General features: G+C 71.7%; 18 protein-coding genes and 2 pseudogenes. 14 read left to right on the forward strand and 6 right to left on the reverse strand.

Features of this window, described 5'->3' with window-relative positions; all coding sequences use genetic code 11:
• The first annotated feature begins 211 nt into the window (after window positions 1-211).
• The 10 genes from ABZ818_RS08685 (at window position 212) to ABZ818_RS08730 (ending at window position 9,483) form a co-directional block, all read left to right on the forward strand.
• Window positions 212-1,903, forward strand: a complete 1,692-nt coding sequence (locus ABZ818_RS08685) for a nitrite/sulfite reductase (RefSeq protein WP_361412367.1) — start codon at window positions 212-214, stop codon at window positions 1,901-1,903.
• Entirely contained in the window at window positions 1,900-2,082 is a 183-nt protein-coding gene (locus ABZ818_RS08690) for a hypothetical protein (RefSeq protein WP_361412369.1), read from the forward strand. The genes ABZ818_RS08685 and ABZ818_RS08690 overlap by 4 nt, the downstream gene beginning before the upstream one ends.
• Window positions 2,079-2,789 carry a phosphoadenylyl-sulfate reductase gene (locus ABZ818_RS08695; RefSeq protein WP_361412371.1) on the forward strand — a complete coding sequence of 237 codons (711 nt, stop codon included), beginning with the start codon at window positions 2,079-2,081 and terminating at the stop codon, window positions 2,787-2,789. Before ABZ818_RS08690 ends, ABZ818_RS08695 begins: the two co-directional genes overlap by 4 nt.
• Window positions 2,786-3,385 carry an adenylyl-sulfate kinase gene (gene cysC / locus ABZ818_RS08700; RefSeq protein ID WP_361412476.1) on the forward strand — a complete coding sequence of 200 codons (600 nt, stop codon included), beginning with the start codon at window positions 2,786-2,788 and terminating at the stop codon, window positions 3,383-3,385. The genes ABZ818_RS08695 and cysC overlap by 4 nt, the downstream gene beginning before the upstream one ends.
• Window positions 3,382-4,326 (forward strand): sulfate adenylyltransferase subunit CysD, encoded by a 945-nt coding sequence (gene cysD / locus ABZ818_RS08705; RefSeq protein ID WP_361412373.1) that lies wholly within the window; start codon window positions 3,382-3,384, stop codon window positions 4,324-4,326. Before cysC ends, cysD begins: the two co-directional genes overlap by 4 nt.
• A gap of 2 nt (window positions 4,327-4,328) precedes the next feature.
• Window positions 4,329-5,663, forward strand: a complete 1,335-nt coding sequence (locus tag ABZ818_RS08710) for a GTP-binding protein (RefSeq protein ID WP_361412375.1) — start codon at window positions 4,329-4,331, stop codon at window positions 5,661-5,663.
• A gap of 225 nt (window positions 5,664-5,888) precedes the next feature.
• Window positions 5,889-7,037 (forward strand): aliphatic sulfonate ABC transporter substrate-binding protein, encoded by a 1,149-nt coding sequence (locus ABZ818_RS08715; RefSeq protein WP_361412377.1) that lies wholly within the window; start codon window positions 5,889-5,891, stop codon window positions 7,035-7,037.
• Window positions 7,038-7,073: 36 nt separating this feature from the next.
• Window positions 7,074-7,853: an ABC transporter ATP-binding protein gene (locus ABZ818_RS08720; protein ID WP_361412379.1), complete on the forward strand. Its 780-nt coding sequence runs from the start codon at window positions 7,074-7,076 to the stop codon at window positions 7,851-7,853.
• Window positions 7,840-8,730, forward strand: a complete 891-nt coding sequence (locus ABZ818_RS08725; protein ID WP_361412381.1) for an ABC transporter permease — start codon at window positions 7,840-7,842, stop codon at window positions 8,728-8,730. The genes ABZ818_RS08720 and ABZ818_RS08725 overlap by 14 nt, the downstream gene beginning before the upstream one ends.
• 6 nt (window positions 8,731-8,736) lie before the next feature.
• On the forward strand, window positions 8,737-9,483 hold the full coding sequence (locus ABZ818_RS08730; protein ID WP_361412383.1) for a sirohydrochlorin chelatase: 747 nt from the start codon (window positions 8,737-8,739) through the stop codon (window positions 9,481-9,483).
• Window positions 9,484-9,714: 231 nt separating this feature from the next.
• Here ABZ818_RS08730 and ABZ818_RS08735 read toward each other — a convergent pair whose 3' ends face one another.
• Entirely contained in the window at window positions 9,715-10,332 is a 618-nt protein-coding gene (locus tag ABZ818_RS08735) for a DsbA family protein (RefSeq protein WP_361412385.1), read from the reverse strand.
• Window positions 10,333-10,561: 229 nt separating this feature from the next.
• Window positions 10,562-10,693, reverse strand: a pseudogene (locus ABZ818_RS08740) (2-dehydropantoate 2-reductase N-terminal domain-containing protein); the annotation flags it as partial.
• Between the two features lie 59 nt (window positions 10,694-10,752).
• Here ABZ818_RS08740 and ABZ818_RS08745 point away from each other — a divergent pair.
• Window positions 10,753-11,592 carry an aldo/keto reductase gene (locus ABZ818_RS08745; RefSeq protein ID WP_361412387.1) on the forward strand — a complete coding sequence of 280 codons (840 nt, stop codon included), beginning with the start codon at window positions 10,753-10,755 and terminating at the stop codon, window positions 11,590-11,592.
• A gap of 39 nt (window positions 11,593-11,631) precedes the next feature.
• Here the strand turns inward: ABZ818_RS08745 and ABZ818_RS08750 are convergent, their stop codons facing one another.
• Window positions 11,632-12,180, reverse strand: a complete 549-nt coding sequence (locus tag ABZ818_RS08750; protein WP_361412389.1) for a DUF1697 domain-containing protein — start codon at window positions 12,178-12,180, stop codon at window positions 11,632-11,634.
• 259 nt (window positions 12,181-12,439) lie between these two features.
• Here ABZ818_RS08750 and ABZ818_RS08755 point away from each other — a divergent pair, with 259 nt between their 5' ends.
• Window positions 12,440-14,692: an MMPL family transporter gene (locus ABZ818_RS08755; RefSeq protein WP_361412391.1), complete on the forward strand. Its 2,253-nt coding sequence runs from the start codon at window positions 12,440-12,442 to the stop codon at window positions 14,690-14,692.
• A gap of 21 nt (window positions 14,693-14,713) precedes the next feature.
• Here the strand turns inward: ABZ818_RS08755 and mgt are convergent.
• A pseudogene (gene mgt / locus ABZ818_RS08760) lies at window positions 14,714-15,953 on the reverse strand (macrolide-inactivating glycosyltransferase).
• Window positions 15,954-16,095: 142 nt separating this feature from the next.
• Here mgt and ABZ818_RS08765 point away from each other — a divergent pair.
• On the forward strand, window positions 16,096-16,959 hold the full coding sequence (locus tag ABZ818_RS08765; RefSeq protein WP_361412393.1) for an aminoglycoside phosphotransferase family protein: 864 nt from the start codon (window positions 16,096-16,098) through the stop codon (window positions 16,957-16,959).
• A 337-nt stretch (window positions 16,960-17,296) separates the two neighbouring features.
• Here the strand turns inward: ABZ818_RS08765 and ABZ818_RS08770 are convergent, their stop codons facing one another.
• The gene (locus tag ABZ818_RS08770) at window positions 17,297-18,019 is read right to left on the reverse strand and encodes a 3'-5' exonuclease (protein WP_361412395.1); all 723 of its coding nucleotides are present in this window, start codon (window positions 18,017-18,019) and stop codon (window positions 17,297-17,299) included.
• A 109-nt stretch (window positions 18,020-18,128) separates the two neighbouring features.
• Window positions 18,129-19,397: an SAV2148 family HEPN domain-containing protein gene (locus ABZ818_RS08775; RefSeq protein WP_361412478.1), complete on the reverse strand. Its 1,269-nt coding sequence runs from the start codon at window positions 19,395-19,397 to the stop codon at window positions 18,129-18,131.
• 468 nt (window positions 19,398-19,865) lie between these two features.
• Between ABZ818_RS08775 and glgX the strand changes: the two genes are divergently transcribed.
• Entirely contained in the window at window positions 19,866-21,983 is a 2,118-nt protein-coding gene (gene glgX / locus ABZ818_RS08780; RefSeq protein WP_361412397.1) for a glycogen debranching protein GlgX, read from the forward strand.
• Window positions 21,984-22,063: the final 80 nt, after the last annotated feature.

A 22,063-nucleotide genomic window follows, 5' to 3' on the forward strand; every position in this document is an offset into this window, starting at 1 on the left:
GCTGACCTCACCCGCTGTGGCCTGACGGCCACGGGCCCGGGTCCATCGGTTTCCCGATCTCCCGTTTTGCTGCTTTTCCGTTTTCCCCGGTTTTCCGCTTTCCCCCGCTTTCCCCCTGCGCACAGACGCGCATGCCTGCCCGTCTGCCCATGTGCCCTGCGCCCGCACAGTTCAGAGCCGCATTCCCGCTGTCCCGAAGGACGTATCGACCATGGCCGCCTCTCCGCAGAACCCCACCGCGCCCCGCCGCAAGGTGAGCCGTCACCGCGGCGAGGGGCAGTGGGCCGTGGGGCACCTGACCCCGCTCAACGGCAACGAACAGTTCAAGAAGGACGACGACGGTCTCAATGTGCGGACACGCATTGAGACGATCTACTCCAAGCGCGGTTTCGACTCGATCGACCCCAACGACCTGCGCGGCCGGATGCGCTGGTGGGGGCTCTACACCCAGCGCAAGCCCGGCATCGACGGCGGCAAGACCGCGATCCTGGAGCCGGAGGAGCTGGACGACCGCTACTTCATGATGCGCGTGCGCATCGACGGTGGCCGGCTCACCACCCGGCAACTTCGGGTCATCGGCGAGGTCTCGCAGGAGTTCGCGCGCGGCACCGCCGACATCACCGACCGGCAGAACATCCAGTACCACTGGATCCGGATCGAGGACGTGCCGGAGATCTGGAACCGCCTGGAGGCCGTCGGCCTGTCCACCGTCACCGCCTGCGGCGACACCCCGCGCGTGATGATCGGCTCCCCCGTCGCCGGCATCGCCGAGGACGAGATCGTCGACGCCACCCCCGCGCTGGAGGAGATGCAGCGCCGCGTCCTGGGCAACAAGGCGTACTCGAACCTCCCCCGGAAGTTCAAGACGGCCATCTCCGGCTCCCCGCTGCTCGACGTGGTCCACGAGATCAACGACGTCGCGTTCGTGGGCGTGCGCCACCCCGAGCACGGGCCCGGCTTCGACCTGTGGGTCGGCGGCGGCCTGTCCACCAACCCCAAGCTGGGCGTGCGGCTGGGCGCCTGGGTGCCGCTGGAGGAGGTCCCGGACGTCTACGAGGGCGTCCTGTCGATCTTCCGTGACTACGGCTACCGGCGGCTGCGCAACCGGGCCCGGCTGAAGTTCCTGGTCGCCGACTGGGGCGCGGAGAGGTTCCGCCAGGTGCTGGAGGACGAGTACCTGAAGCGCAAGCTCGTCGACGGGCCCGCCCCCGAGGAGCCGGTCCAGCAGTGGCGCGACCACGTCGGCGTGCACCGGCAGAAGGACGGCCGCCACTACGTCGGTTTCGCCCCGCGGGTCGGCCGTATCGACGGCGCCACCCTGACGAAGATCGCCGAGCTGGCCGAGGCGCACGGCTCGGGACGGGTCCGTACCACCGTCGAGCAGAAGATGATCATCCTCGATGTCGAGGAGGGCCAGGTCGACTCGCTGGTCGCCGGTCTGGAGGCCCTGGACCTCACCGCCCGGCCGTCCACGTTCCGGCGCGGCACCATGGCCTGCACCGGCATCGAGTTCTGCAAGCTCGCCATCGTCGAGACCAAGGCGCGCGGCGCCACGCTGATCGACGAACTCGAGCGCCGGCTGCCGGACTTCGACGAGCCGATCACCATCAACCTCAACGGCTGCCCCAACGCCTGCGCCCGCATCCAGGTGGCGGACATCGGCCTCAAGGGCCAACTGGTCGTCGACGACCGGGGCGAGCAGGTCGAGGGCTATCAGGTGCACCTGGGCGGCGCGCTCGGCCTGGAGCCCGGCTTCGGCCGCAAGGTGCGCGGGCTGAAGGTGACGGCGCGGGAGCTGCCCGACTACATCGAGCGGGTCCTGACCCGCTACCAGGAGCGGCGCGAGGACGGCGAGCGGTTCGCCACCTGGGCCGCACGGGCGTCCGAGGAGGAGCTGTCATGAGCGAGCGGGCCGCCCCCTTCTACTGCCCGTACTGCGGCGAGGAGGACCTCCGTCCCAGCGAGGAGGGCCACGGCGCCTGGGAGTGCGCGGGATGCAACCGGGCCTTCCGGCTGAAGTTCCTCGGGCTGCTCGCCCGGGGCGTCGGGCGAGCCGGCCACGAAGGGGACGAGGGGATATGACCACGACTCCGGAAGCAGGCGTGGAAGTCGGGTTGAAGGCAGTGGCCGAACAGGCGGGCCGCGACCTGGAGGACGCCTCCGCGCTGGAGATCCTCCAGTGGGCGGCCGACACCTTCGGCCGCCGGTTCTGCGTCACCTCGTCCATGGAGGACGCGGTGGTCGCCCACCTCGCCTCCCGTGCGATGCCGGGTGTGGACGTGGTGTTCCTCGACACCGGCTACCACTTCCCGGAGACGATCGGCACCCGCGACGCGGTCGAGGCCGTGATGGACGTCCACGTCATCACCCTCACCCCGGAGCAGACGGTCGCCGAGCAGGACGCCGAGTACGGTCCGAAGCTGCACGACCGCGATCCGGACCTGTGCTGCCGGCTGCGCAAGGTGCGGCCGCTGGAGGAGGGCCTGAAGGGCTACACGGCGTGGGCGACCGGGCTGCGCCGCGACGAGTCCCCGACCCGGGCGAACACCCCGGTCGTCGGCTGGGACGAGAAGCGGCGGAAGGTCAAGGTCTCCGCGATCGCCCGCTGGACCCAGGACGACGTGGACGCCTACGTCGCCGAACACGGCGTCCTGACCAACCCGTTGCTGATGGACGGCTACGGCTCCGTGGGCTGCGCGCCCTGCACCCGGCGCCTGCTGGAGGGCGAGGACGCGCGCGCCGGCCGCTGGGCGGGCAGCGCCAAGACCGAGTGCGGACTGCACGGCTGACCCATGACCGTGCTTTCCACGACCGCTTCCAGACACCTTCCAGACACAGGGAGACACACGTGACGACCGGAGCCACCGTCTGGCTCACGGGTCTGCCGAGCGCCGGCAAGACCACCATCGCGCACGAACTGGCCGGGCGGCTGCGTGCGGAGGGCCATCGTGTCGAGGTGCTCGACGGCGACGAGATCCGCGAGTTCCTCTCCGCGGGCCTCGGCTTCAGCCGCGCGGACCGGCACACCAACGTGCGGCGCATCGGCTTCGTCGCCGAACTGCTCGCCCGCAACGGCGTCAAGGCGCTGGTCCCGGTGATCGCGCCGTACACCGACAGCCGCGACGCGGTGCGCGACTGGCACGCGAAGAACGGCACCGCGTACCTGGAGGTGCACGTCGCCACCCCGGTCGAGGTGTGCTCCGTACGCGATGTGAAGGGTCTGTACGCCAAGCAGGCCGCGGGCGAACTGACGGGGCTGACGGGCGTCGACGACCCGTACGAGGAGCCCCTGTCGCCGGACCTGCGCGTCGAGTCGCAGCACCAGACGGTCCGGGAGTCGGCGGCTTCCGTGCACACGCTGCTCAGCGAAAGGGGACTGGCATGACGACCGTCGCCAAGACCAAGGCGGGCGACGAGGGGACGGGCAGCCCGTACGCCCTCTCCCACCTGGACGCGCTGGAATCCGAGGCGGTGCACATCTTCCGCGAGGTGGCGGGCGAGTTCGAGAACCCGGTGATCCTGTTCTCCGGGGGCAAGGACTCCATCGTCATGCTGCACCTGGCGCTGAAGGCGTTCAGGCCCGCCGCGGTCCCCTTCTCGCTGCTGCACGTGGACACCGGGCACAACTTCCCCGAGGTCCTCGACTACCGCGACCGCACGGTGGCCGGGCACGGCCTGCGGCTGCACGTCGCCTCCGTGCAGGACTACATCGACCGGGGCGTCCTCAAGGAGCGCCCGGACGGCACCCGCAACCCGCTCCAGACCCTCCCGCTGACCGAGAAGATCCAGTCCGAGCGGTTCGACGCGGTCTTCGGCGGCGGCCGCCGCGACGAGGAGAAGGCCCGCGCCAAGGAGCGGGTGTTCTCGCTGCGGGACGAGTTCTCCCAGTGGGACCCGCGCCGTCAGCGGCCCGAGCTGTGGAACCTCTACAACGGCCGGCACGCGCCCGGCGAGCACGTCCGCGTGTTCCCGCTGTCCAACTGGACCGAGCTGGACGTGTGGCAGTACATCGCCCGCGAGGGCATCGAGCTGCCCGGGATCTACTACGCCCACACGCGCGAGGTCTTCCGGCGCGACGGCATGTGGCTGACCGCCGGCGACTGGGGCAGCCCCAAGGACGGCGAGGCCGTGGAGAAGCGGCTCGTGCGCTACCGCACCGTCGGCGACATGTCGTGCACCGGCGCCGTGGACTCCGACGCCGACACCATCGAGAAGGTGATCACCGAGATCGCCGCCTCGCGCCTCACCGAGCGCGGCGCCACCCGGGCCGACGACAAGCTGTCCGAGGCCGCGATGGAAGACCGCAAGCGCGAGGGGTACTTCTAGAGATGACCACGACCACGACCACGGACCTGGCGGCCACCACCCTGCTGCGGTTCGCCACCGCCGGCTCCGTCGACGACGGCAAGTCCACCCTGGTGGGCCGGCTGCTGCACGACTCCAAGTCGGTCCTCGCCGACCAGCTGGAGGCCGTGGAGCGCGCCTCCGCGAGCCGCGGCCAGCAGGCCCCGGACCTCGCGCTGCTGACGGACGGGCTGCGCGCCGAGCGCGAGCAGGGCATCACCATCGACGTGGCCTACCGCTACTTCGCCACCCCACGCCGCCGGTTCATCCTCGCCGACACGCCGGGCCATGTGCAGTACACGCGGAACATGGTCACCGGCGCGTCCACCGCCGAGCTGACGGTGATCCTGGTGGACGCCCGCAACGGCGTGGTGGAGCAGACCCGCCGGCACGCGGCGATCGCCGCGCTGCTGCGCGTGCCGCACGTGGTCCTGGCCGTGAACAAGATGGACCTGGTCGACTACCGCGAGTCCGTGTTCGCCGCGATCGCCGAGGAGTTCACGGCGTACGCCACCGAACTGGGCGTCCCCGAGGTCACCGCGATCCCGATCTCGGCGCTGGTCGGAGACAACGTGGTGGAGCCTTCCTCGATCATGGACTGGTACGGCGGCCCGACCGTCCTGGAGCACCTGGAGACGGTCCCCGTCAGCCACGACCTGGCGCACTGCCACGCACGGCTGCCCGTGCAGTACGTGATCCGGCCGCAGACCGCCGAGCACCCCGACTACCGCGGCTACGCCGGCCAGATCGCCGCCGGCAGCTTCCGCGTCGGCGACGAGGTCACGGTGCTGCCGTCCGGCCGCACCAGCCGGATCTCCGGCCTCGACCTGCTCGGCGAGCCGGTCGACGTGGCCTGGACGGCGCAGTCGGTGACGGTCCTGCTCCGGGACGACATCGACGTCTCGCGCGGCGATCTGATCGTGCCGAGCAAGGACGCGCCCGCCACCACCCAGGACGTGGAGGCGACCGTCTGCCACGTCGCCGACCAGCCGCTGACCGTCGGCCACCGGGTGCTGCTCAAGCACGGCACCCGCACGGTCAAGGCGATCGTCAAGGACATCCCGTCCCGGCTCACCCTGGACGACCTGTCCCTGCACCCGCACCCCGGGCAGCTCGTCGCCAACGACATCGGCCGGGTGAAGATCCGCACCGCCGAGCCGCTGCCGGTCGACTCCTACGCCGACTCGCGGCGCACCGGCTCGTTCATCCTGATCGACCCCTCCGACGGCACCACGCTCACCGCGGGCATGGTCGGCGAGTCGTTCGCCTCGCCGATACCGGTCAAGGACGCGGCGGACGAGGACGGCTGGGACTTCTGACCATGAACTCCCCCGACTTCTACTCGACGTTCGCCAAGGAGGGCGGCCGGGTCGGCAGCGGCGCCCTCGGCAGCGGACAGGGCGGAGTGGCCCGATGTGCGCGCTGACGTACGCGCACCGCACGCGCGCCCTCACCCCCCACCCCCCGCGTAGAAGAAGACCTGCCGACCTCCCGGCCACGACCTGACGGGCGTGACCGCCGGGCCTGCGAGAGGACAGCCTCCCGTGCCAGCCAACCTTCCCCCGTTCCGCGACCGCCCGACCGGGGGCACCCGCACGCCCGTACTCCGCCGCGGCCTCGCCGTGGTCGCCGCCCTGCCCCTGCTCACGCTCGCCGCCTGCGGCTACGGCTCCCAGGCCGCCGACGACGGCGCCAAGCAGAAGGTGGCCGCCGGGGCCGAGAAGACCGACGGTCTCGACTCGGTCAGGATCGGCTACTTCGGCAATCTGACGCACGCGACCGCGCTGGTCGGCGTGAACAAGGGCTTCTTCCAGAAGGAGCTGGGCGCCACGGTCGTCAAGCCGTCGGTCTTCAACGCCGGCCCGTCCGAGATCGAGGCCCTCAACTCCGGCTCCATCGACATCGGCTGGATCGGCCCGTCCCCGGCGATCAACGGCTACACCAAGTCGGGCGGCAAGAGCCTGCGCATCATCGGCGGTTCGGCCTCCGGCGGGGTCAAGCTCGTGGTCGACCCGAAGAAGATCAAGTCCCTGAAGGACGTCAAGGGCAAGAAGATCGCGACCCCGCAGCTCGGCAACACGCAGGACGTGGCGTTCCTCAACTGGATCGCCGAGCAGGGCTGGAAGGTCGACGCGCAGAGCGGCAAGGGCGACGTCTCCGTGGTCCGCACCGACAACAAGATCACCCCGGACGCCTACAAGTCCGGCTCCGTCGACGGCGCCTGGGTGCCGGAGCCGACCGCGTCCAAGCTGGTCGCCGAGGGTGCCAAGGTGCTGCTGGACGAGGCGTCGCTGTGGCCCGACAAGAAGTTCGTGATCACGAACATCATCGTGTCGCAGAAGTTCCTCAAGGAGCACCCGAAGGCCGTCGAGGCGGTACTGAAGGCCTCCGTGGACACCAACAAGTGGATCAACGCCAACCCGGACGAGGCGAAGGCCGCGGCGAACAGGCAACTGGGGGTCGACTCCGGCAAGGAACTGCCGGAGAACGTCCTGGACCCGGCGTGGAAGTCCATCCAGATCACCGACGACCCGCTGGCCTCGACCCTCGACGCCCAGGCGCAGCACGCGGTCAAGGCGGGCCTGCTGCAGAGCCCGAAACTGGCCGGCATCTACGACCTCGCCCCGCTGAACAAGGTCCTGAGGGCCGCGGGCGAGCCGACCGTCAGCGACGCCGGTCTCGGCGCCGAGTAAAGCCCGTAGCCGAAGAGTTCCCAGGAGGTGACGACCATGGCCACGACCCTCGCCAGGGCCGCCGAGACCGTAGAGCACGCGGCCCGCCTCGAGAACGTCTCGAAGTCCTTCGCGGGACCGGGCGGACAGCAGCTCGTCCTGGACGGCATCAGCCTCGATGTCGCTCCGGGCGAGTTCGTCACCCTCCTGGGGGCCTCGGGCTGCGGCAAGTCCACCCTGCTGAACCTGGCGGCGGGGCTGGACCAGCCGACCGCCGGGTCCATCACGACGGACGGCCGCCCCGCCCTGATGTTCCAGGAGCACGCCCTCTTCCCCTGGCTGACCGCGGGCAAGAACATCGAACTCGCCCTCCGGCTGCGGGGGGTGGCGAAGCCGGAGCGGCGCGGCCGGGCCGAGGAGCTGCTCGAACTCGTCCGGCTGAAGGGCGCGTACGGCAAGCGCGTCCACGAACTGTCCGGCGGGATGCGCCAGCGCGTCGCGATGGCCCGCGCGCTGGCCCAGGAGAGCAACCTGCTGCTGATGGACGAGCCGTTCGCGGCGCTCGACGCCATCACGCGGGACGTCCTGCACGACGAGCTGACCCGGATCTGGCAGCAGACCGGGGTGTCGGTGCTGTTCGTCACGCACAACGTGCGCGAGGCGGTGCGGCTGGCCCAGCGCGTGGTGCTGCTGTCCTCCCGCCCGGGCCGGGTGGCCCGTGAGTGGACGGTGGACATCCCGCAGCCGCGCCGTATCGAGGACGCGCCCGTGGCGGAACTGTCCCTGGAGATCACCGAAGTCCTGCGTGGGGAGATCCGCCGACATGGCCAGCACTGAGACGAAGACGGCGCGGGGCGCCGAACTGGCCGACGTGGAGGCCGGTCTGGACGCCCTGGAGGCCACGACGGCCGGCCGTACGCCGCTGCGCCAGACCCTGGTCAACAAGGTCCTGCCACCAATCGTGGCGATCGCGGTGGTCCTGGTGGTCTGGCAGGCACTGATCTCCTTCAAGGTGGTCGACGACCCGAGCAGGCTGCCCTCACCCGCCGACGTGGGCGGCGAGTTCAAGGACGCCTGGTTGCAGGGCAAGCTGCTCGGCTTCATCTGGACGTCCGTCTCGCGCGGGCTGCTGGGCTTCCTGTTCGCGCTGGCGATCGGCACCCCGCTGGGCCTGCTGGTGGCCCGGGTGAAGTTCGTGCGCGCGGCCATCGGCCCGATCCTGTCCGGTCTCCAGTCGCTGCCCTCGGTGGCGTGGGTGCCGCCGGCGGTGATCTGGCTGGGCCTGGACAACTCGATGATGTACGCGGTGATCCTGCTCGGCGCGGTCCCGTCCATCGCCAACGGGCTGGTGTCCGGCATCGACCAGGTGCCGCCGCTGTTCCTGCGGGCGGGCCGCACGATGGGCGCGACGGGTGTCCGGGGCGCCTGGCACATCGTCCTGCCGGCCGCGCTGCCGGGCTATCTGGCCGGTCTGAAGCAGGGCTGGGCCTTCTCCTGGCGCTCGCTGATGGCGGCGGAGATCATCGCCTCCTCGCCGGACCTGGGCATCGGCCTGGGCGCGCTGCTGGAGAACGGCCGCAACGCCAGCTCCATGGCCATGGTGTTCGAGGCCATCATCCTGATCCTGTTCGTCGGCATCGCCATCGACCTGCTGATCTTCAGTCCACTGGAGCGGTGGGTGCTGCGCAGCCGCGGTCTTCTCGTGAAGAGCTGAACGCCCGTGATCTCCCCGCCGGTTCTCCTCGTCGTCGCCCACGGCAGCCGCGATCCGCGCCATGCCGCGACCGTGCACGCCCTGGTCCGCCGGGTCCGGGCGCTGCGCCCCGGGCTGCGGGTGGAGACGGGCTTCCTGGACTTCAACGTCCCGTCCGTGCCGGGCGTGCTGGAGTCCCTGGCGGCCGACGGGGTGCGGGACGTCGTGGCGCTGCCGCTGCTGCTGACCCGCGCCTTCCACGCCAAGGCGGACATCCCCTCGGTGCTGCGCCGGGCGCCGTCGCGGCTGCGGATCCGGCAGGCGGAGGTCCTCGGCCCCTCACCGCTGCTGACGGACGCCCTGGAACGCCGTCTGTACGAGGCGGGTCTCGACCCCGCCGACAAGTCCTCGACCGGGGTCGTACTGGCCTCGGCGGGGTCCTCCGACCCGGAGGCGAGCGCAGTGATCGCAGAAATCGCGCGGGAGTGGCGGCACACCGGCTGGTGCGCCGTGCGGCCTGCGTTCGCCTCCGCATCCACACCCCGCACCGAGGACGCGGTGCGGGAACTGCGAGAACTGGGCTGCGCCAAGGTCGCGGTCGCGCCGTACGTGCTGGCACCGGGTTTCCTGCCGGAACGCATCGCTCGGGGCGCGGCCGAGGCCGGGGCCGACCTGCTGGCCGGGGTGCTCGGCCCCGCGCCCGAGGTGGCCCGGGTCCTGCTGGAGCGCTACGACACCGCCCGGCTGCCGCTGTCCGCGGCCCTGGGAGCCTGACGGACGGGCGCCTGCTCCGGCCGCGGCCCGGCACTCCCCCGTGGTGCCGGTCCGCGGACGGTCCGACCACCGGCCGCCGATGATCGGCGAGCGGTGGTGTCGTTCAGTTCAGCGCACGGCGGTACGCAAGTGTCACTTCCGTACAGCGGGCGGGGCTCCGAATGTGGATCATCCGGTCCAAGCCGTGCGCCGAGGGGTGCGCGGCCGGTGCACGGCCCGGTCGGTCGCCACTCAGTCGAAGCGGAGTGATCCGGTGCGGGTGCGCTTGAGCTCGAAGAAGTCCGGCCGGGCCGCCAGGACCCGGAAGGCGTCGAACAGCTCGGCCGCCTCGGCCCCGCGCGGGATGGCCCGCAGTACGGGGCCGAACCACACCGTTCCGTCGACATGAATGGTGGGCGTACCCACATACACGCCCGTGTCCGCCTCGGCGCCGGCCTCGTGACTGCGCCGTACCGCCTCGTCGTAGGACGGGTCGTGCGCGGCCGCCGCCAGGTCCTGGTCGAGTCCGAGTTCGGACAGGGACCCGGCGACCACCGCGTCGAAGTCCTCCTCCCCGCGTTCGTGGATGCGGACGCCGAACGCGGTGTACAGGTCCCGCAGCACCTTCTCGCCGTGCCGCTCGGCGGCGGCGACCGCGACGCGCACCGGGCCGATCGACTTGTCGACCAGTTCCCGGTACCAGTCGGGCAGTTCGTTGCCGGTGTTGTGCAGGTACAGGCTCATGACGCGGAACCCGAGGTCGAGCGGACGCTCGCGTTCCACCTCCAGCAGCCAGCGGGAGGTGATCCAGGCGAAGGGGCAGGCGGGGTCGAAGAAGAAGTCGACGCGGGTCGGCGAGTCAGGGGTCATGGCGTCGACGCTAGTGCCCGATTGGCACAGGGTCGCGGTCCAATCAGAAGGTCTTTTCATGGGCCACCTGGTCCGCCTGGCCCACCTGGCCTGCCGGGTCCGCCGGTTCCGTCTGGCTCCCCTGACCCGCCCGGTCCGCCTGACCCGCCTGACCCGCCCGGTCCGCCCCGTCCGCCTGGCCCACCTGGCCCACCTGGTCTGCCAGGTCCGCCCGGCCCCCCTACTCCGCCCGCAGCCCTCCCTCCCGCAGCGCCGCGAGGTGCGCTCCGTGCGCGACCAGCACGACCTCGCGCCCGCTCTGCGCCAGCCACCCCCCGATGGCACCGCCGACCGCCCCTGCCCCGATGATGATGTAGCGCAGGGGACGAGCCTCCCACAGCCATCCGTGCGCTTCTCTTACCGGACGATCAAGGAGACCGTGTGACCCCGGAGTTGTTCACGCTCGGCGGCGACCTGCCCGTACGGCGCCTCGGCTACGGCACCGCGCAGCTCACCGGCCCCGGCTACTGGGGCCCGCGCGGCGACGCCCGGGACGCGGTGGCCGTGCTGCGGCGGGCGGTCGAGCGCGGGGTGACCCTGATCGACACCGCGGACAACTACGGGCCGTGTGTCGCCGAGGAACTGGTGGCCGAGGCCCTGCGCCCCTACCCCGAGGACCTGGTGATCGCCACCAAGGGCGGGGTGGTCCGCACCAGCGACAGCGCCTGGCACATCGACGGCCGGCCGGAAGCGCTGCGGGCGATGTGCGAGGCGAGCCTGCGCCGGCTGCGGCTGGAGCGGATCGACCTGTACCAGCTGCACCGGCTCGACCCCGCCGTGCCGATGGCCGAACAGCTCGGCGCGCTCGAGGAGTTGCGCAAGGAGGGCAAGATCCGCCACATCGGCCTGGACTCCGTCTCCGCCGAACAGCTCGCCGCGGCACTGGAGTCGACCGCCATCGCCTCCGTCCAGAACCGCTACAACCTCCTCGACCGCGCGTCCGAGCCGCTGCTGGAGCTGTGCGAGGAGCACGGGATCGCGTTCCTGCCGTGGTTCCCGCTGGGCAACGGCACGTTGACCGGGCACCCGGAGTGCGCCCGGGTCGCCGCCGCGCACGGCGCCACACCGGGGCAGGTGGCCCTGGCGTGGCTGCTGCACCGCTCCCCCGTGCTCTGCCCGACACCGGGCACGGGCACGCTCGCGCACCTGGAGGAGAACCTGGACGCGGCCGGTGTGTCCCTCCACGCCGACGAGCTGTCCCGGCTGTCCGCTCTCGGGTGAGCGCGCCCGCCCGGATCGCGTCGACCGCGTCCGCCCGGGTCAGGCGTCCGGGGCGGTCAGTTCGACGAGTTTGAGCACCGTGTTCCAGTTCCGGCTGGTGGCGATCAGGTCCTTGTTCAGCCGCTTCCTGGACAGGTGCTCGGCGAGCTTGGAGCGGCCGAGCCCGTCCGGCGCGTACAGGTACAGAGCCCGGTCGCCGAGGCGGAACTCCTCGGGCAGGTAGGCGTCCCGGTCTATCTCCGCGTAGCGCCCCGCTTCGACGGGCGCGGAGAAGTAGGTCACGTGCAGCTGCCTGCCCTCCAGCTCGGCGGCCGGGAACGGGCAGGCCTCGGCGACCGCCCGCAGATAGGCGTGGTCGCGCACGATCACGTCCACCGGGAAGCCGAACCGCTTCTCCAGCGCCGCCGTGAGCTCCGCGGCCAGCGACTCCTCGTCGCCGTGACCGGCGGCGAAGACGGCCTGGCCGCTCTGGAGATGGGTGCGCACGCGGGTGTGACCGAGTTCCGCCACCAGGGTACGCAGCTCGGCCATCGGGACCTTCTTGCCGCCCACGTTGATTCCGCGCAGCAGCGCGGCATACGTCGTCATCCGCCCACGATAGAGCGGCCGGCGGAACGGACACCCTGATCCGCGCCCCCGAGAAGCCGGGATAGGTGTAAGGGGTCGGCGTACTCCCCAGTGCGGAGGAAACGGGGTCCGGCAGGAGGAGCCCCGGCGGGGGCACTTCACCGGTCAGCACGACGAGCGGGGCATCCCCCCTCCCCTACCTTCGATGCGGAAGGTGACGGCAGGGGGCCGTCGCCGCGCACGAGGTCCGCAGGGCCTCTCAAGAAGGGGCAAGCCCGTCATGGTGAACGGAGAGACACGGGTGCGGGGCCTCGCCGCGCGGGCCGGCGGCTGGAGTGCCCGGCATCGATGGGCTGCCGTCGGTATCTGGGTGCTGTTCGTCGTCCTGGCGATGGGGCTCGGTACGGCGGCCGGCCGGCTGGACGTCAAGGAGAGCGACCAGCTCAAGGGCGAGACGCACACCGCAGCGAGGATCATCGAGGACGCGGGGATCAAGGAGCCGGCGAGCGAGACGATCCTGATCCAGGCGAGGGACGGATCCGGCAAGGCCACGGACGCCGGCTTCCGGGCGGCCGTCGGCGACGTGATCACGGCCGTCGAGGGAACCGGCCTGGTCACGGACGTGACCTCGCCGTACGACACGAAGACCATCTCCGGGGACGGCCGCAGCGCGCTGGTGCAGTTCGCGCTGCGCGGCGAGGCGGACACCGCGGGCGAGCGGGTGGAGCCCGTGCTGAAGGCCGTGGCGGACGTGCAGAAGGGCCACTCCTCGCTGCGGATCGAGGAGATCGGCGGCGCCAGCATGCAGAAGCAGTACTCCGACGCCTTCGGGGACGACTTCCAGCAGGCCGAGTTCTCCGCCGTGCCGGTGGCCCTCGGCATTCTGCTGATCGCCTTCGGCGCGCTGGTGGCCGCGCTGCTGCCGGTGGCGCTGGCGATCACCGCGATCATGGCGACGATGGGTCTGATGGGCATCGTCAGCCACCTGCAGCCGATGAGCGACACCGCCAACTCCGTGATGCTGCTGGTCGGGTTGGCGGTCGGCGTCGACTACTGCCTGTTCTACCTGCGCCGCGAGCGCGAGGAGCGGGCGGCCGGGCGGGACCCGGGGACCGCGCTGCGCATCGCCGCCGCGACCAGCGGGCGCGCGATCATCGTCTCCGGCGTCACGGTGTGCGTGGCGATGGCGGGCATGCTGTTCACCGGGGTCGCCGAGTTCGAGGCGATGGGCCTGGCCTCGCTGATGGTGGTGGCGGTCGCCATGGTCGGCTCGGTGACCGTGCTGCCGGCGCTGCTGTCGCTGCTGGGCGAGCGGGTCGAGAAGGGGCGCTTGCCGTTCCTGCGGCGGAGCCGGCGCGGCAACGGGGAGAGCAGGTTCTGGACGGCCGTGCTGCGGCGTGTGCTGGCCCGGCCCGTGGTGTCGGCCGTGGTGGCCGTGGGCGCGCTGCTCGCCGTCGCGGCTCCGGCACTGGGCATGAAGACCTCACAGCTCACGCTGGACCAGGAGTTCGGCGACTCGCTGCCCATCGTGCAGACCTACCAGCGGCTCAACGAGGCCTTCCCCGGCGGTTCCCAGCCGGCCCAGGTGGTCGTGAAGGCCGAGGACGTCAACGCCCCCGAAGTGCGGCAGGCGTTGACCGCGTTCAAGGAGCGGGCCATCGCCTCGGGCGCCTCGCGCGGCCCGGTCGACATCAGGCTGCACGAGGACCGGAACGTCGCTCTCGTCTCCGTCCCGCTGGTCGGCGGCTCGGACCTCGACAAGGCGGGCAGGAGCCTGGAGAAGCTGCGTGACGAGGTGCGGCCCGCCACGCTGGGCAAGGTCGACGGCCTCCAGGCGCCGATCACCGGCCAGGTCGCCGGCTCGCACGACTTCAACGCCCAGCTCGTCGGCTCCGTCGTGCCGGTCTTCGTCTTCGTCGTGGTCTTCGCCTTCCTGCTGATGCTGCTGTCGTTCCGCTCGCTGACCGTCGCGATCACCTCGATCGTGCTGAACCTGCTGTCCGTGGGCGCCGCCTACGGCATCCTCGTCGCGGTCTTCCAGCACGGCTGGGGCGCGTCCCTGGTGGGCGCCCACGGCGTCGGCGCGATCGTCACCTGGCTGCCGCTGTTCCTGTTCGTGATCCTGTTCGGCCTGTCGATGGACTACCACGTCTTCGTGGTCTCCCGGATCCGCGAGGCGCGGCTGCGCGGCCGCGGCACGAAGGACGCCATCCAGCACGGTGTGGTCACCACGGCGGGTGTCGTCACCAGCGCCGCGGTCATCATGGTCGCCGTGTTCGCGATCTTCGGGACGCTGTCCATGCAGTCGATGAAACAGATGGGCGTGGGCCTGGCGGCCGCGGTGCTCATCGACGCCACGGTCATCCGCGGTGTGCTGCTGCCCGCGGTGATGTCCCTGCTGGGCGAACGCAACTGGTACCTGCCCAAGTGGCTGCACCGCCTGCCGGACCTCACCCACGACGAGACCCCCGAGGCGGTCGCGTCCCCGCCCGCACCACCCGCCCCGAGCAAGGGCGAGCCACTGGGCGTGTGAGCCCTCCGCGGGCGGCGCTCGTCACCTTCGCCCGGCGGGCAGTTCGGCCTCGATGAGGTCGGCCGCCCGCCGGGTGCCGCCTTCCTGGGCCATGGCGGCCTGAACGTCCTTCAGCCGCCGGGCCGCCTCGGGGTCGTCGACGAGGGCGAGGGCGGTGGCACGCAGGGTCTCGGCGGTCGCCTCCTCCATGGGGAGGTGACGGGCCACACCGAGGCCCTGGAGCATGTCCGCGTTGCCGAACTGGTCGACGGCCTGCGGTACGGCGATCATCGGCGTCCCGGTGGCCATGCCCTCCTGGCTGCCCCCGGCCCCGGCGTGCGTGACGAACAGGTCCGCCTTGCGCAGGACCGCCAACTGCGGCACCCAGGAGCGCACTTCGACGTTCGCGGGGACGTCACCGAGTTCATCCGGGCGCACGTGCCTGCCGACCTGGAGCACCGTGTGCCAGCCCGGCAGCTCGCCGAAGGCCCTGACGCACTCCCGGTAGAAGTCGGGCTGTTTGGTGAAGGCGGAGCCGAGCGAGACCAGCACCACCTTCTCGGCCCCGGCGGGCCGCTCCCAGTCGCCCTGCGCCGAGCGGTCGCCCTGGCAGGCGCCGACGAAGCTGTAGACCTTCTCGTCGACCCGGTCGGCGTGCGGTTGCAGCGCGCGCGGGATCAGGACGATCGAGCGGTCGGGGCGGCCGACGAACGGGTCCGGGTGCAGGGTGATCCCGTTCTCCGCGAGCCACGCCTCGAAGCGGGCGTAGTAGGCCCGGCCCCGCTCCGTCTTCCTGGGCTCGGCCCACATCGGTTCGGCGACCTCCTCCTCGTACCCCTCCCAGGCCACGAGGTTCGGCGAGAGGGAGATCGCGGGCACGCCCCAGCGGTGGGCGAGGACGCGGGCCGGGTAGGAGGTGATGTCGTGCAGGACGAGGTCCGGCTCGTCGTCCCGGTAGGCCTCGATCAGCTGGGGCAGGGCGTGGATCGCGTCGTTCAGGAACGGCTCGACGTTGTCGAGCAGTGTGCTTCCCCACGCGGAGGGGTCGTCGTCGGGCGAGGGCAGCGTGGAGTGCCAGGGCTTCACCTCCGCGCCGGTCTCGGCGACCTTGTCCGCGAAGACGGGCGGGATGGCGTACGTCACCCGGTGTCCGCGCGCGACGAGTTCCCGGATCACATCGAGGCTGGGGTTCACGTGTCCGTGGGCGGCGATGGAGAACATGGCGATGTGGGTGCGAGTGGGCATGCCCCGGACCCTAGGCGAGACGATACGTCTCGTGCAAAGCGTTTTCGGCCTGCGGTCGGATCACCCCGGCCGGGACACCGGACACCGGCCCCGACCTGTGCGGATGCGACACTGACCCGGCGAAAGGGCGGGGCTTCGGCGCGGATGCCGTGGCCCGGACGAGGACACGGAGGCGGACGATGGACGAGGCGCGGGCTCGGGAGGTACTGGCCGGAACGGGGGTGTTGCCCGGTCCGGCACGCGACGCGCGGCTGCTCGCCCTGGGCGAGAACGCGGTGTTCGCCGCCGGGGACCTCGTCGTCAAGGTGGGCCGGGACGCCGAGCTGTGGGACCGGGCGCGGCGCGAGCTGCGGATCGCGCTGTGGCTGGCCGAGGCCGGTGTCCCGGCGGTGCGGGCCGCCGCCGCGGAGGCGATCCTCACCGAGGGGCATCCGGTGACCGTGTGGCACCGGCTGCCCGACCCGGTGCGGCCCGCCGAGCCGCGGGACCTGGCCGAACTGCTGCGTCTGGTCCACGCCCTGCCCGCCCCCGGCTTCGAGCTGCCGCGCCGCGAGCTGCTCGGCGGCGTGGAACGCTGGCTGCGGCTCGCGGGCGACACGATCGACCCGGCCGACGCGGCGTATCTGCGGGAGCGCCGCGACGGCTTCGCGGCGGCCGCCGCCGCGCTCACCCCGCAGCTGCCGCGGGGTCCGATCCACGGCGACGCGCTGCCGCGCAACGTCCACGTCGGTCCGGACGGGCCGGTCCTGGTCGACCTGGAGACCTTCTCCTCCGACCTGCGCGAGCACGACCTGGTGGTCATGGCCCTGTCCCGGGACCGCTACGGCCTGCCCGCCGAGGCGTACGACGCCTTCACCCAGACGTACGGCTGGGACGTACGCGAGTGGGAGGGCTGCCCGGTGCTGCGCGGCGCCCGCGAGACGGCAAGCTGCGCCTGGGTCGCCCAGCACGCCCCCAGCAACCCCAAGGCACTGGCCGAGTTCGAACGCCGGGTGGCGTCCCTGCGGGACGGGGACACCACCGTGCGCTGGTACCCGTTCTGACCTTTCCGCCCCGGCTGACCTTTCCGCCCCGGCCCGGGATCCGTCGCCGAAGCGGCAGCAGCCGCCGGCGCGGGACGAGCGGAAGCCGGTCCGCGGGCCCGCCGACCGCGACCGCGACCGCGACCGACCAGGCAAGCCGACCGGGACGAACCGGAGCCGACCCTTGGGGCCGACGAGCATGGCCGAATCAGCAAGCCGGCCGCCCGGACCGCGTCCCCCGGCGACCGTGACCGGACCGGCAGGCCCGCCGGGACGAACGGAAGCCGGTCCGCGGCCACGACGAGCGTGACCGGAACTGCGAAGCCCGCCGCTCGGGCCGCGCCCCCGGCGCCCGGGCTCAGACCGTCTCGCCCGCCGGTTGCCGCAGCGGCCACGCGCCGTCGACCACCGCGTCCGGGTCGCCCTTGCGGCGCAGGAAGTCCTGGAAGTCCGCCGCCCAGGCGGCGTGCCACTCGATCTGGCGGCGGTGCAGCTCCGCCGGGCCGAGGGCCGCGACCTTGGAGTGGCGGCCGGCTATCGCGGCGGCCAGCCGGGCCGCCGCGAGGGCGTCGGCCGAGGCGTCGTGGGCGGCGTCCAGGACGATGCCGTACTCCGCGCAGACCGCCTCCAGGGTGCGCTTGCCGCGGCGGTAGCGGTCGGCCCAGCGGTCGATGGTGTACGGGTCGACGACCGGGCCCGGCTCCGCTCCGCCCAGGCGGTCGCTCAGGGACGGCAGTCCGTACCGGTGCAGCTCGGCGGAGAGCAGGGTCAGGTCGAAGGCCGCGTTGTACGCCACGACCGGCACGCCCGTCTTCCAGTAGCCGGTCAGGGCGTCCGCGATGGCGTTCGCGACCCGGTCGGCCGGCTCGCCCTCGGCGGCCGCGCGTTCGTTGCTGATCCCGTGCACCGCCACCGCCTCCGCCGGGATCTCCACGCCGGGATCCGCCAGCCACTCCCGGCGTCCCCTCGGCTCCCCTCCCCTGACCTCGATCACGGCCCCGGTGACGATGCGCGCCTCGCGCGGATCCGTCCCGGTCGTCTCCAGGTCGAAGCCGATCAGCAGCTCCCGGTGCCAGCCCATGGCGGCCCCCCTTCTCGGTGGTGCGTTCCCCCAGTGGCCTCCACGATCGCACGCGCCACTGACAATCCGAGGACCACGTTCCGCTTTCCGCCCGGGGATTGAGGGCGTTTCAGGACACCGGGCGCGAATCCACCCACATCAGCTCGAACTCCTCGCGATAGGCGGAGAAGAGTCCGCCCTCGTCGATCTCGCCGGGTTTGACCACCTTGTTCCCGTTCCGCAGGACGAAGACGGGGGCTTCCATGCCACGGCTGCGGCGCAGATAGGACTGCACGACCGCGATGCCGTCCGAGCCGTCCCCGTCGACCAGGTAGGCGGTGACGCGGGGGGTCTCGTCGTAGACCTGGATCTCGAAGGCGCCCGGGTCTCGCAGCCGGCCGCGCACCCGGCGCATGTGGAGGATGTTCATCTCCACCGAGCGGCTCAGCTCGCCGCGCTTGAGCCCGAGTTCACGCTCGCGCCGCTTCACCGCACTGGACGCCGGGTTCAGGAACAGCAGCCGCACCCGGCAGCCGGACTCGGCGAGCCGCACCATGCGGCGGCCGGAGAAGTTCTGCACGAGCAGGTTCAGGCCGATGCCGATGACGTCCAGGCGGCGGGCGCCGCCGAAGATGTCCTCGGCCGGGAACTGGCGCAGCAGCCGCACCCGGTCGGGGTGCACCGCGACCACGTCCGCGTACCGGTCGCCGACGAGGTCCTCGACCGCGTCGACCGGCAGCCGCCGGGCGGAGGGCACGTCGCCGCCGGTGCCGAGGATGTCGAGCAGCCGTGCGGAGGCCCGCTCGGCCTGGCTGAGCACCGTCTCGGACAGGGCCCGGTTGCGGGAGACGACATTGCGGGCCACCTCCAGCTCGTCCAGGGCGAGTTCGACGTCCCGGCGCTCGTCTATGTAGGGCGCGAAGCACGGCCAGTGCTGCACCACCAGCTCACGCAGTTGCGGCAGGGTGAGGAAGCTGATCACGTTGTCGTCGGCCGGGTCGAGCAAGTAGCCCTTGCGACGGCTTACTTCGCGTACCGCGACGGCCCGCTGCACCCACTCCTGGCCGGCCGGTCCGGCGGCGGCCACCACCCAGTCGTCGCCGTGGACGGGCTCGTAGACGGGGCGCAGCACGGCGGCCACGACGGCGCGCAGCCGCTGTTCGACGAGGTTCAGCCAGATGTAGGCGCGGCCGGCCCGCTGGGCACGCGTGCGCACCTCGCGCCAGGCGCCCGCGTCCCAGTCCAGCTCCGGCCCGATGGCACCCGCGTCCATCGGCCTTGCCAGGGACACCGCACCGGACGGGACGTCTGCGGAGTGCCCCTCGTGACCCTCGTCACCAGGGGGCAGCTCCAGGCCTCCCGAGCCCACCCGTGCACCGCCTTCCGCTCCCCCGGGCACTCCCCGTCCCAACGATCAAGGAAGGGTACTCCGGGAGCGGCGCGCGACGCAGCCGGATGCACAGCTCCTTTCTCAACTTCCGCACGCTGTTTGCCCGTTCCGGCGGGCCGACGCCTGACGAGTGAGCTGATTCATAGCCGGTGACCGGCACCGGCCGCCGTCCGCGACCCGGGCGGCGCGGTGGAACCCCGTGTCCGCCACCTCACCGGGTGAGTGCCGGCCCGCCCGTTGACCTGCGGGCACGCCCTGGCCCCATGGCCCACTCGGACCACCGCGCCCCCTCTGTCCACTCTGCCCACGCTGTCCATCCTGTCCGCGCTGTTGACAGGGGCCCTCCTCGCCCCACGGGCATCTTTCACCCCAGCGGTTCGGCACACGGACGTGCGTCATAGGCGCTTCCCCGACTTTCCTGGAGACTCGGAGCCAAGGCGCCACCCGCGGCGCCGCACACCTGAAAGAGTCTTGTCCATGCAGGTCTGGCCTGGAGAGGCGTACCCACTCGGCGCCACGTACGACGGCGCCGGCACCAACTTCGCGGTCTTCACGGAGGCCGCGGACCGAGTAGAGCTGTGTCTGCTGCACGACGACGGCTCGGAGACGGCGGTGGAACTGCGGGAGAGCGACGCGTTCGTCCGGCACGCGTACGTGCCCGGTGTCATGCCGGGACAGCGGTACGGGTTCCGGGTGCACGGTCCCTACGTCCCGGAGCGCGGACTGCTCTGCAACTCGGCGAAGCTGCTGCTCGACCCGTACGCGCGTGCGATCAGCGGCTCGATCCGGTGGGGGGAGGAGGTGTACGGCTACCACTTCGACGACCCCGGCCGGCGCAACGACCTGGACTCGGCGCCGCACACCATGACGTCCGTCGTGGTCAACCCGTACTTCGACTGGGGCGACGACCGGCTGCCGCGCCGCGGCTACCACGAGACGGTGATCTACGAGGCCCATGTCAAGGGCCTCACCATGCGCCACCCGGGACTGCCCGAGGAGCTGCGCGGCACCTACGCGGGCCTGGCCCACCCGGCGGTCATCGACCATCTGACCGAGCTCGGCGTCACCGCCCTCGAACTGATGCCCGTACACCAGTTCGTGAACGATCACCGCCTGGTCGACCTGGGCCTCAACAACTACTGGGGCTACAACACGATCGGCTTCTTCGCCCCGCACAACGCCTACGCCTCCTGGGGCGACCGCGGCCAGCAGGTCCTGGAGTTCAAGTCGGCGGTCCGGGCGCTGCACGAGGCCGGGATCGAGGTCATCCTGGACGTGGTCTACAACCACACCGCCGAGGGCAACCACCTGGGCCCCACACTGTCGTTCAAGGGCATCGACAACCCGCGCTACTACCGGCTCACCGACGACCCGCGCTACTACATGGACACCACGGGCACCGGGAACTCCCTGCTCATGCGGTCCCCGCACGTGCTCCAGCTGATCATGGACTCGCTGCGCTACTGGGTCACCGAGATGCACGTCGACGGCTTCCGCTTCGACCTGGCGGCCACCCTGGCACGGCAGTTCCACGAGGTGGACCGGCTGTCGTCGTTCTTCGACCTGGTGCAGCAGGACCCGGTGGTCTCCCAGGTGAAGCTGATCGCCGAGCCCTGGGACGTCGGCGAGGGCGGCTACCAGGTGGGGAACTTCCCGCCGCTGTGGACCGAGTGGAACGGCAAGTACCGCGACACCGTGCGGGACCTGTGGCGCGGCGAACCGCGGGCGCTCGCCGAGTTCGCCTCCCGGCTGACCGGCTCCTCCGACCTCTACCAGGACGACGGCCGCCGCCCGCTGGCCTCGATCAACTTCGTCACCTGCCACGATGGTTTCACCCTGCACGACCTGGTGTCGTACAACGACAAGCACAACGAGGCCAACGGCGAGGACAACCGGGACGGCGAGAGCCACAACCGGTCCTGGAACTGCGGCACCGAGGGCGACAGCGACGACCCCCGGGTGCTCGAACTGCGGGCGCGGCAGACGCGGAACTTCGTCGCGACGCTGATGCTGTCCCAGGGCGTGCCCATGATCAGCCACGGCGACGAGTTCGCGCGCACCCAGCGCGGCAACAACAACGCCTACTGCCAGGACAACGAGCTGTCCTGGGTGCGCTGGCCGGAGCCCGGCGAGCAGGACGCCGAACTGCTGGACTTCGTCCGGGCGATGGCGGGGCTGCGCAGGGACCACCCGGTCTTCCGGCGGCGCCGCTTCTTCCACGGACGGCCGGTGGAGGGCACGCACGACGAGCTGTCCGACATCGCCTGGTTCACCCCCGAGGGCCGGGAGATGACCCAGCAGGACTGGGACTCGGCGCGGGCCTCCGCGCTGACCGTGTTCCTCAACGGCAACGCGATCTCGGAGCCCGGCACGCGCGGGGAGCGGATCGCCGACGACTCCTTCCTGCTGATGTTCAACGCCGCGCCGAAGCCGCTCGACTTCGCCGTGCCGGTCGATCACGGACGCCAGTGGCAGGTGGTGGTGGACACCGCGCGCACGGACCCGGTCCCGCCGGGCACCGGCCCCAAGGTGCGGGCCGGGGAACGGCTCACCCTGACGGACCGCAGCCTGACCGTGCTGCGACGGCCCGCGTAGCACCCGTTCCGCGCCGGGCGAGGAGCCGGCGCGCCACCCCCGTCGAGGAGCCGGCGCGGCGCTCACCCATCCGGGCGAGG

Origin of the sequence: Streptomyces sp. NPDC047453 (genome assembly GCF_040643155.1) — a bacterium.
In the GTDB taxonomy this organism is placed as follows: domain Bacteria; phylum Actinomycetota; class Actinomycetes; order Streptomycetales; family Streptomycetaceae; genus Streptomyces.

Coding starts and splice junctions, on each gene's coding strand:
- ABZ818_RS08770 (WP_361412395.1), bottom strand. CDS start 18,019: ATGGGCTGGCACCGGGAGCTGCTGATCGGCTTCGACCTGGAGACGACC.
- ABZ818_RS08710 (WP_361412375.1), top strand. CDS start 4,329: ATGACCACGACCACGACCACGGACCTGGCGGCCACCACCCTGCTGCGG.
- ABZ818_RS08720 (WP_361412379.1), top strand. CDS start 7,074: ATGGCCACGACCCTCGCCAGGGCCGCCGAGACCGTAGAGCACGCGGCC.
- ABZ818_RS08755 (WP_361412391.1), top strand. CDS start 12,440: ATGGTGAACGGAGAGACACGGGTGCGGGGCCTCGCCGCGCGGGCCGGC.
- ABZ818_RS08725 (WP_361412381.1), top strand. CDS start 7,840: ATGGCCAGCACTGAGACGAAGACGGCGCGGGGCGCCGAACTGGCCGAC.
- ABZ818_RS08695 (WP_361412371.1), top strand. CDS start 2,079: ATGACCACGACTCCGGAAGCAGGCGTGGAAGTCGGGTTGAAGGCAGTG.
- ABZ818_RS08735 (WP_361412385.1), bottom strand. CDS start 10,332: ATGACCCCTGACTCGCCGACCCGCGTCGACTTCTTCTTCGACCCCGCC.
- ABZ818_RS08685 (WP_361412367.1), top strand. CDS start 212: ATGGCCGCCTCTCCGCAGAACCCCACCGCGCCCCGCCGCAAGGTGAGC.
- ABZ818_RS08750 (WP_361412389.1), bottom strand. CDS start 12,180: ATGACGACGTATGCCGCGCTGCTGCGCGGAATCAACGTGGGCGGCAAG.
- ABZ818_RS08765 (WP_361412393.1), top strand. CDS start 16,096: ATGGACGAGGCGCGGGCTCGGGAGGTACTGGCCGGAACGGGGGTGTTG.
- glgX (WP_361412397.1), top strand. CDS start 19,866: ATGCAGGTCTGGCCTGGAGAGGCGTACCCACTCGGCGCCACGTACGAC.
- ABZ818_RS08690 (WP_361412369.1), top strand. CDS start 1,900: ATGAGCGAGCGGGCCGCCCCCTTCTACTGCCCGTACTGCGGCGAGGAG.
- cysD (WP_361412373.1), top strand. CDS start 3,382: ATGACGACCGTCGCCAAGACCAAGGCGGGCGACGAGGGGACGGGCAGC.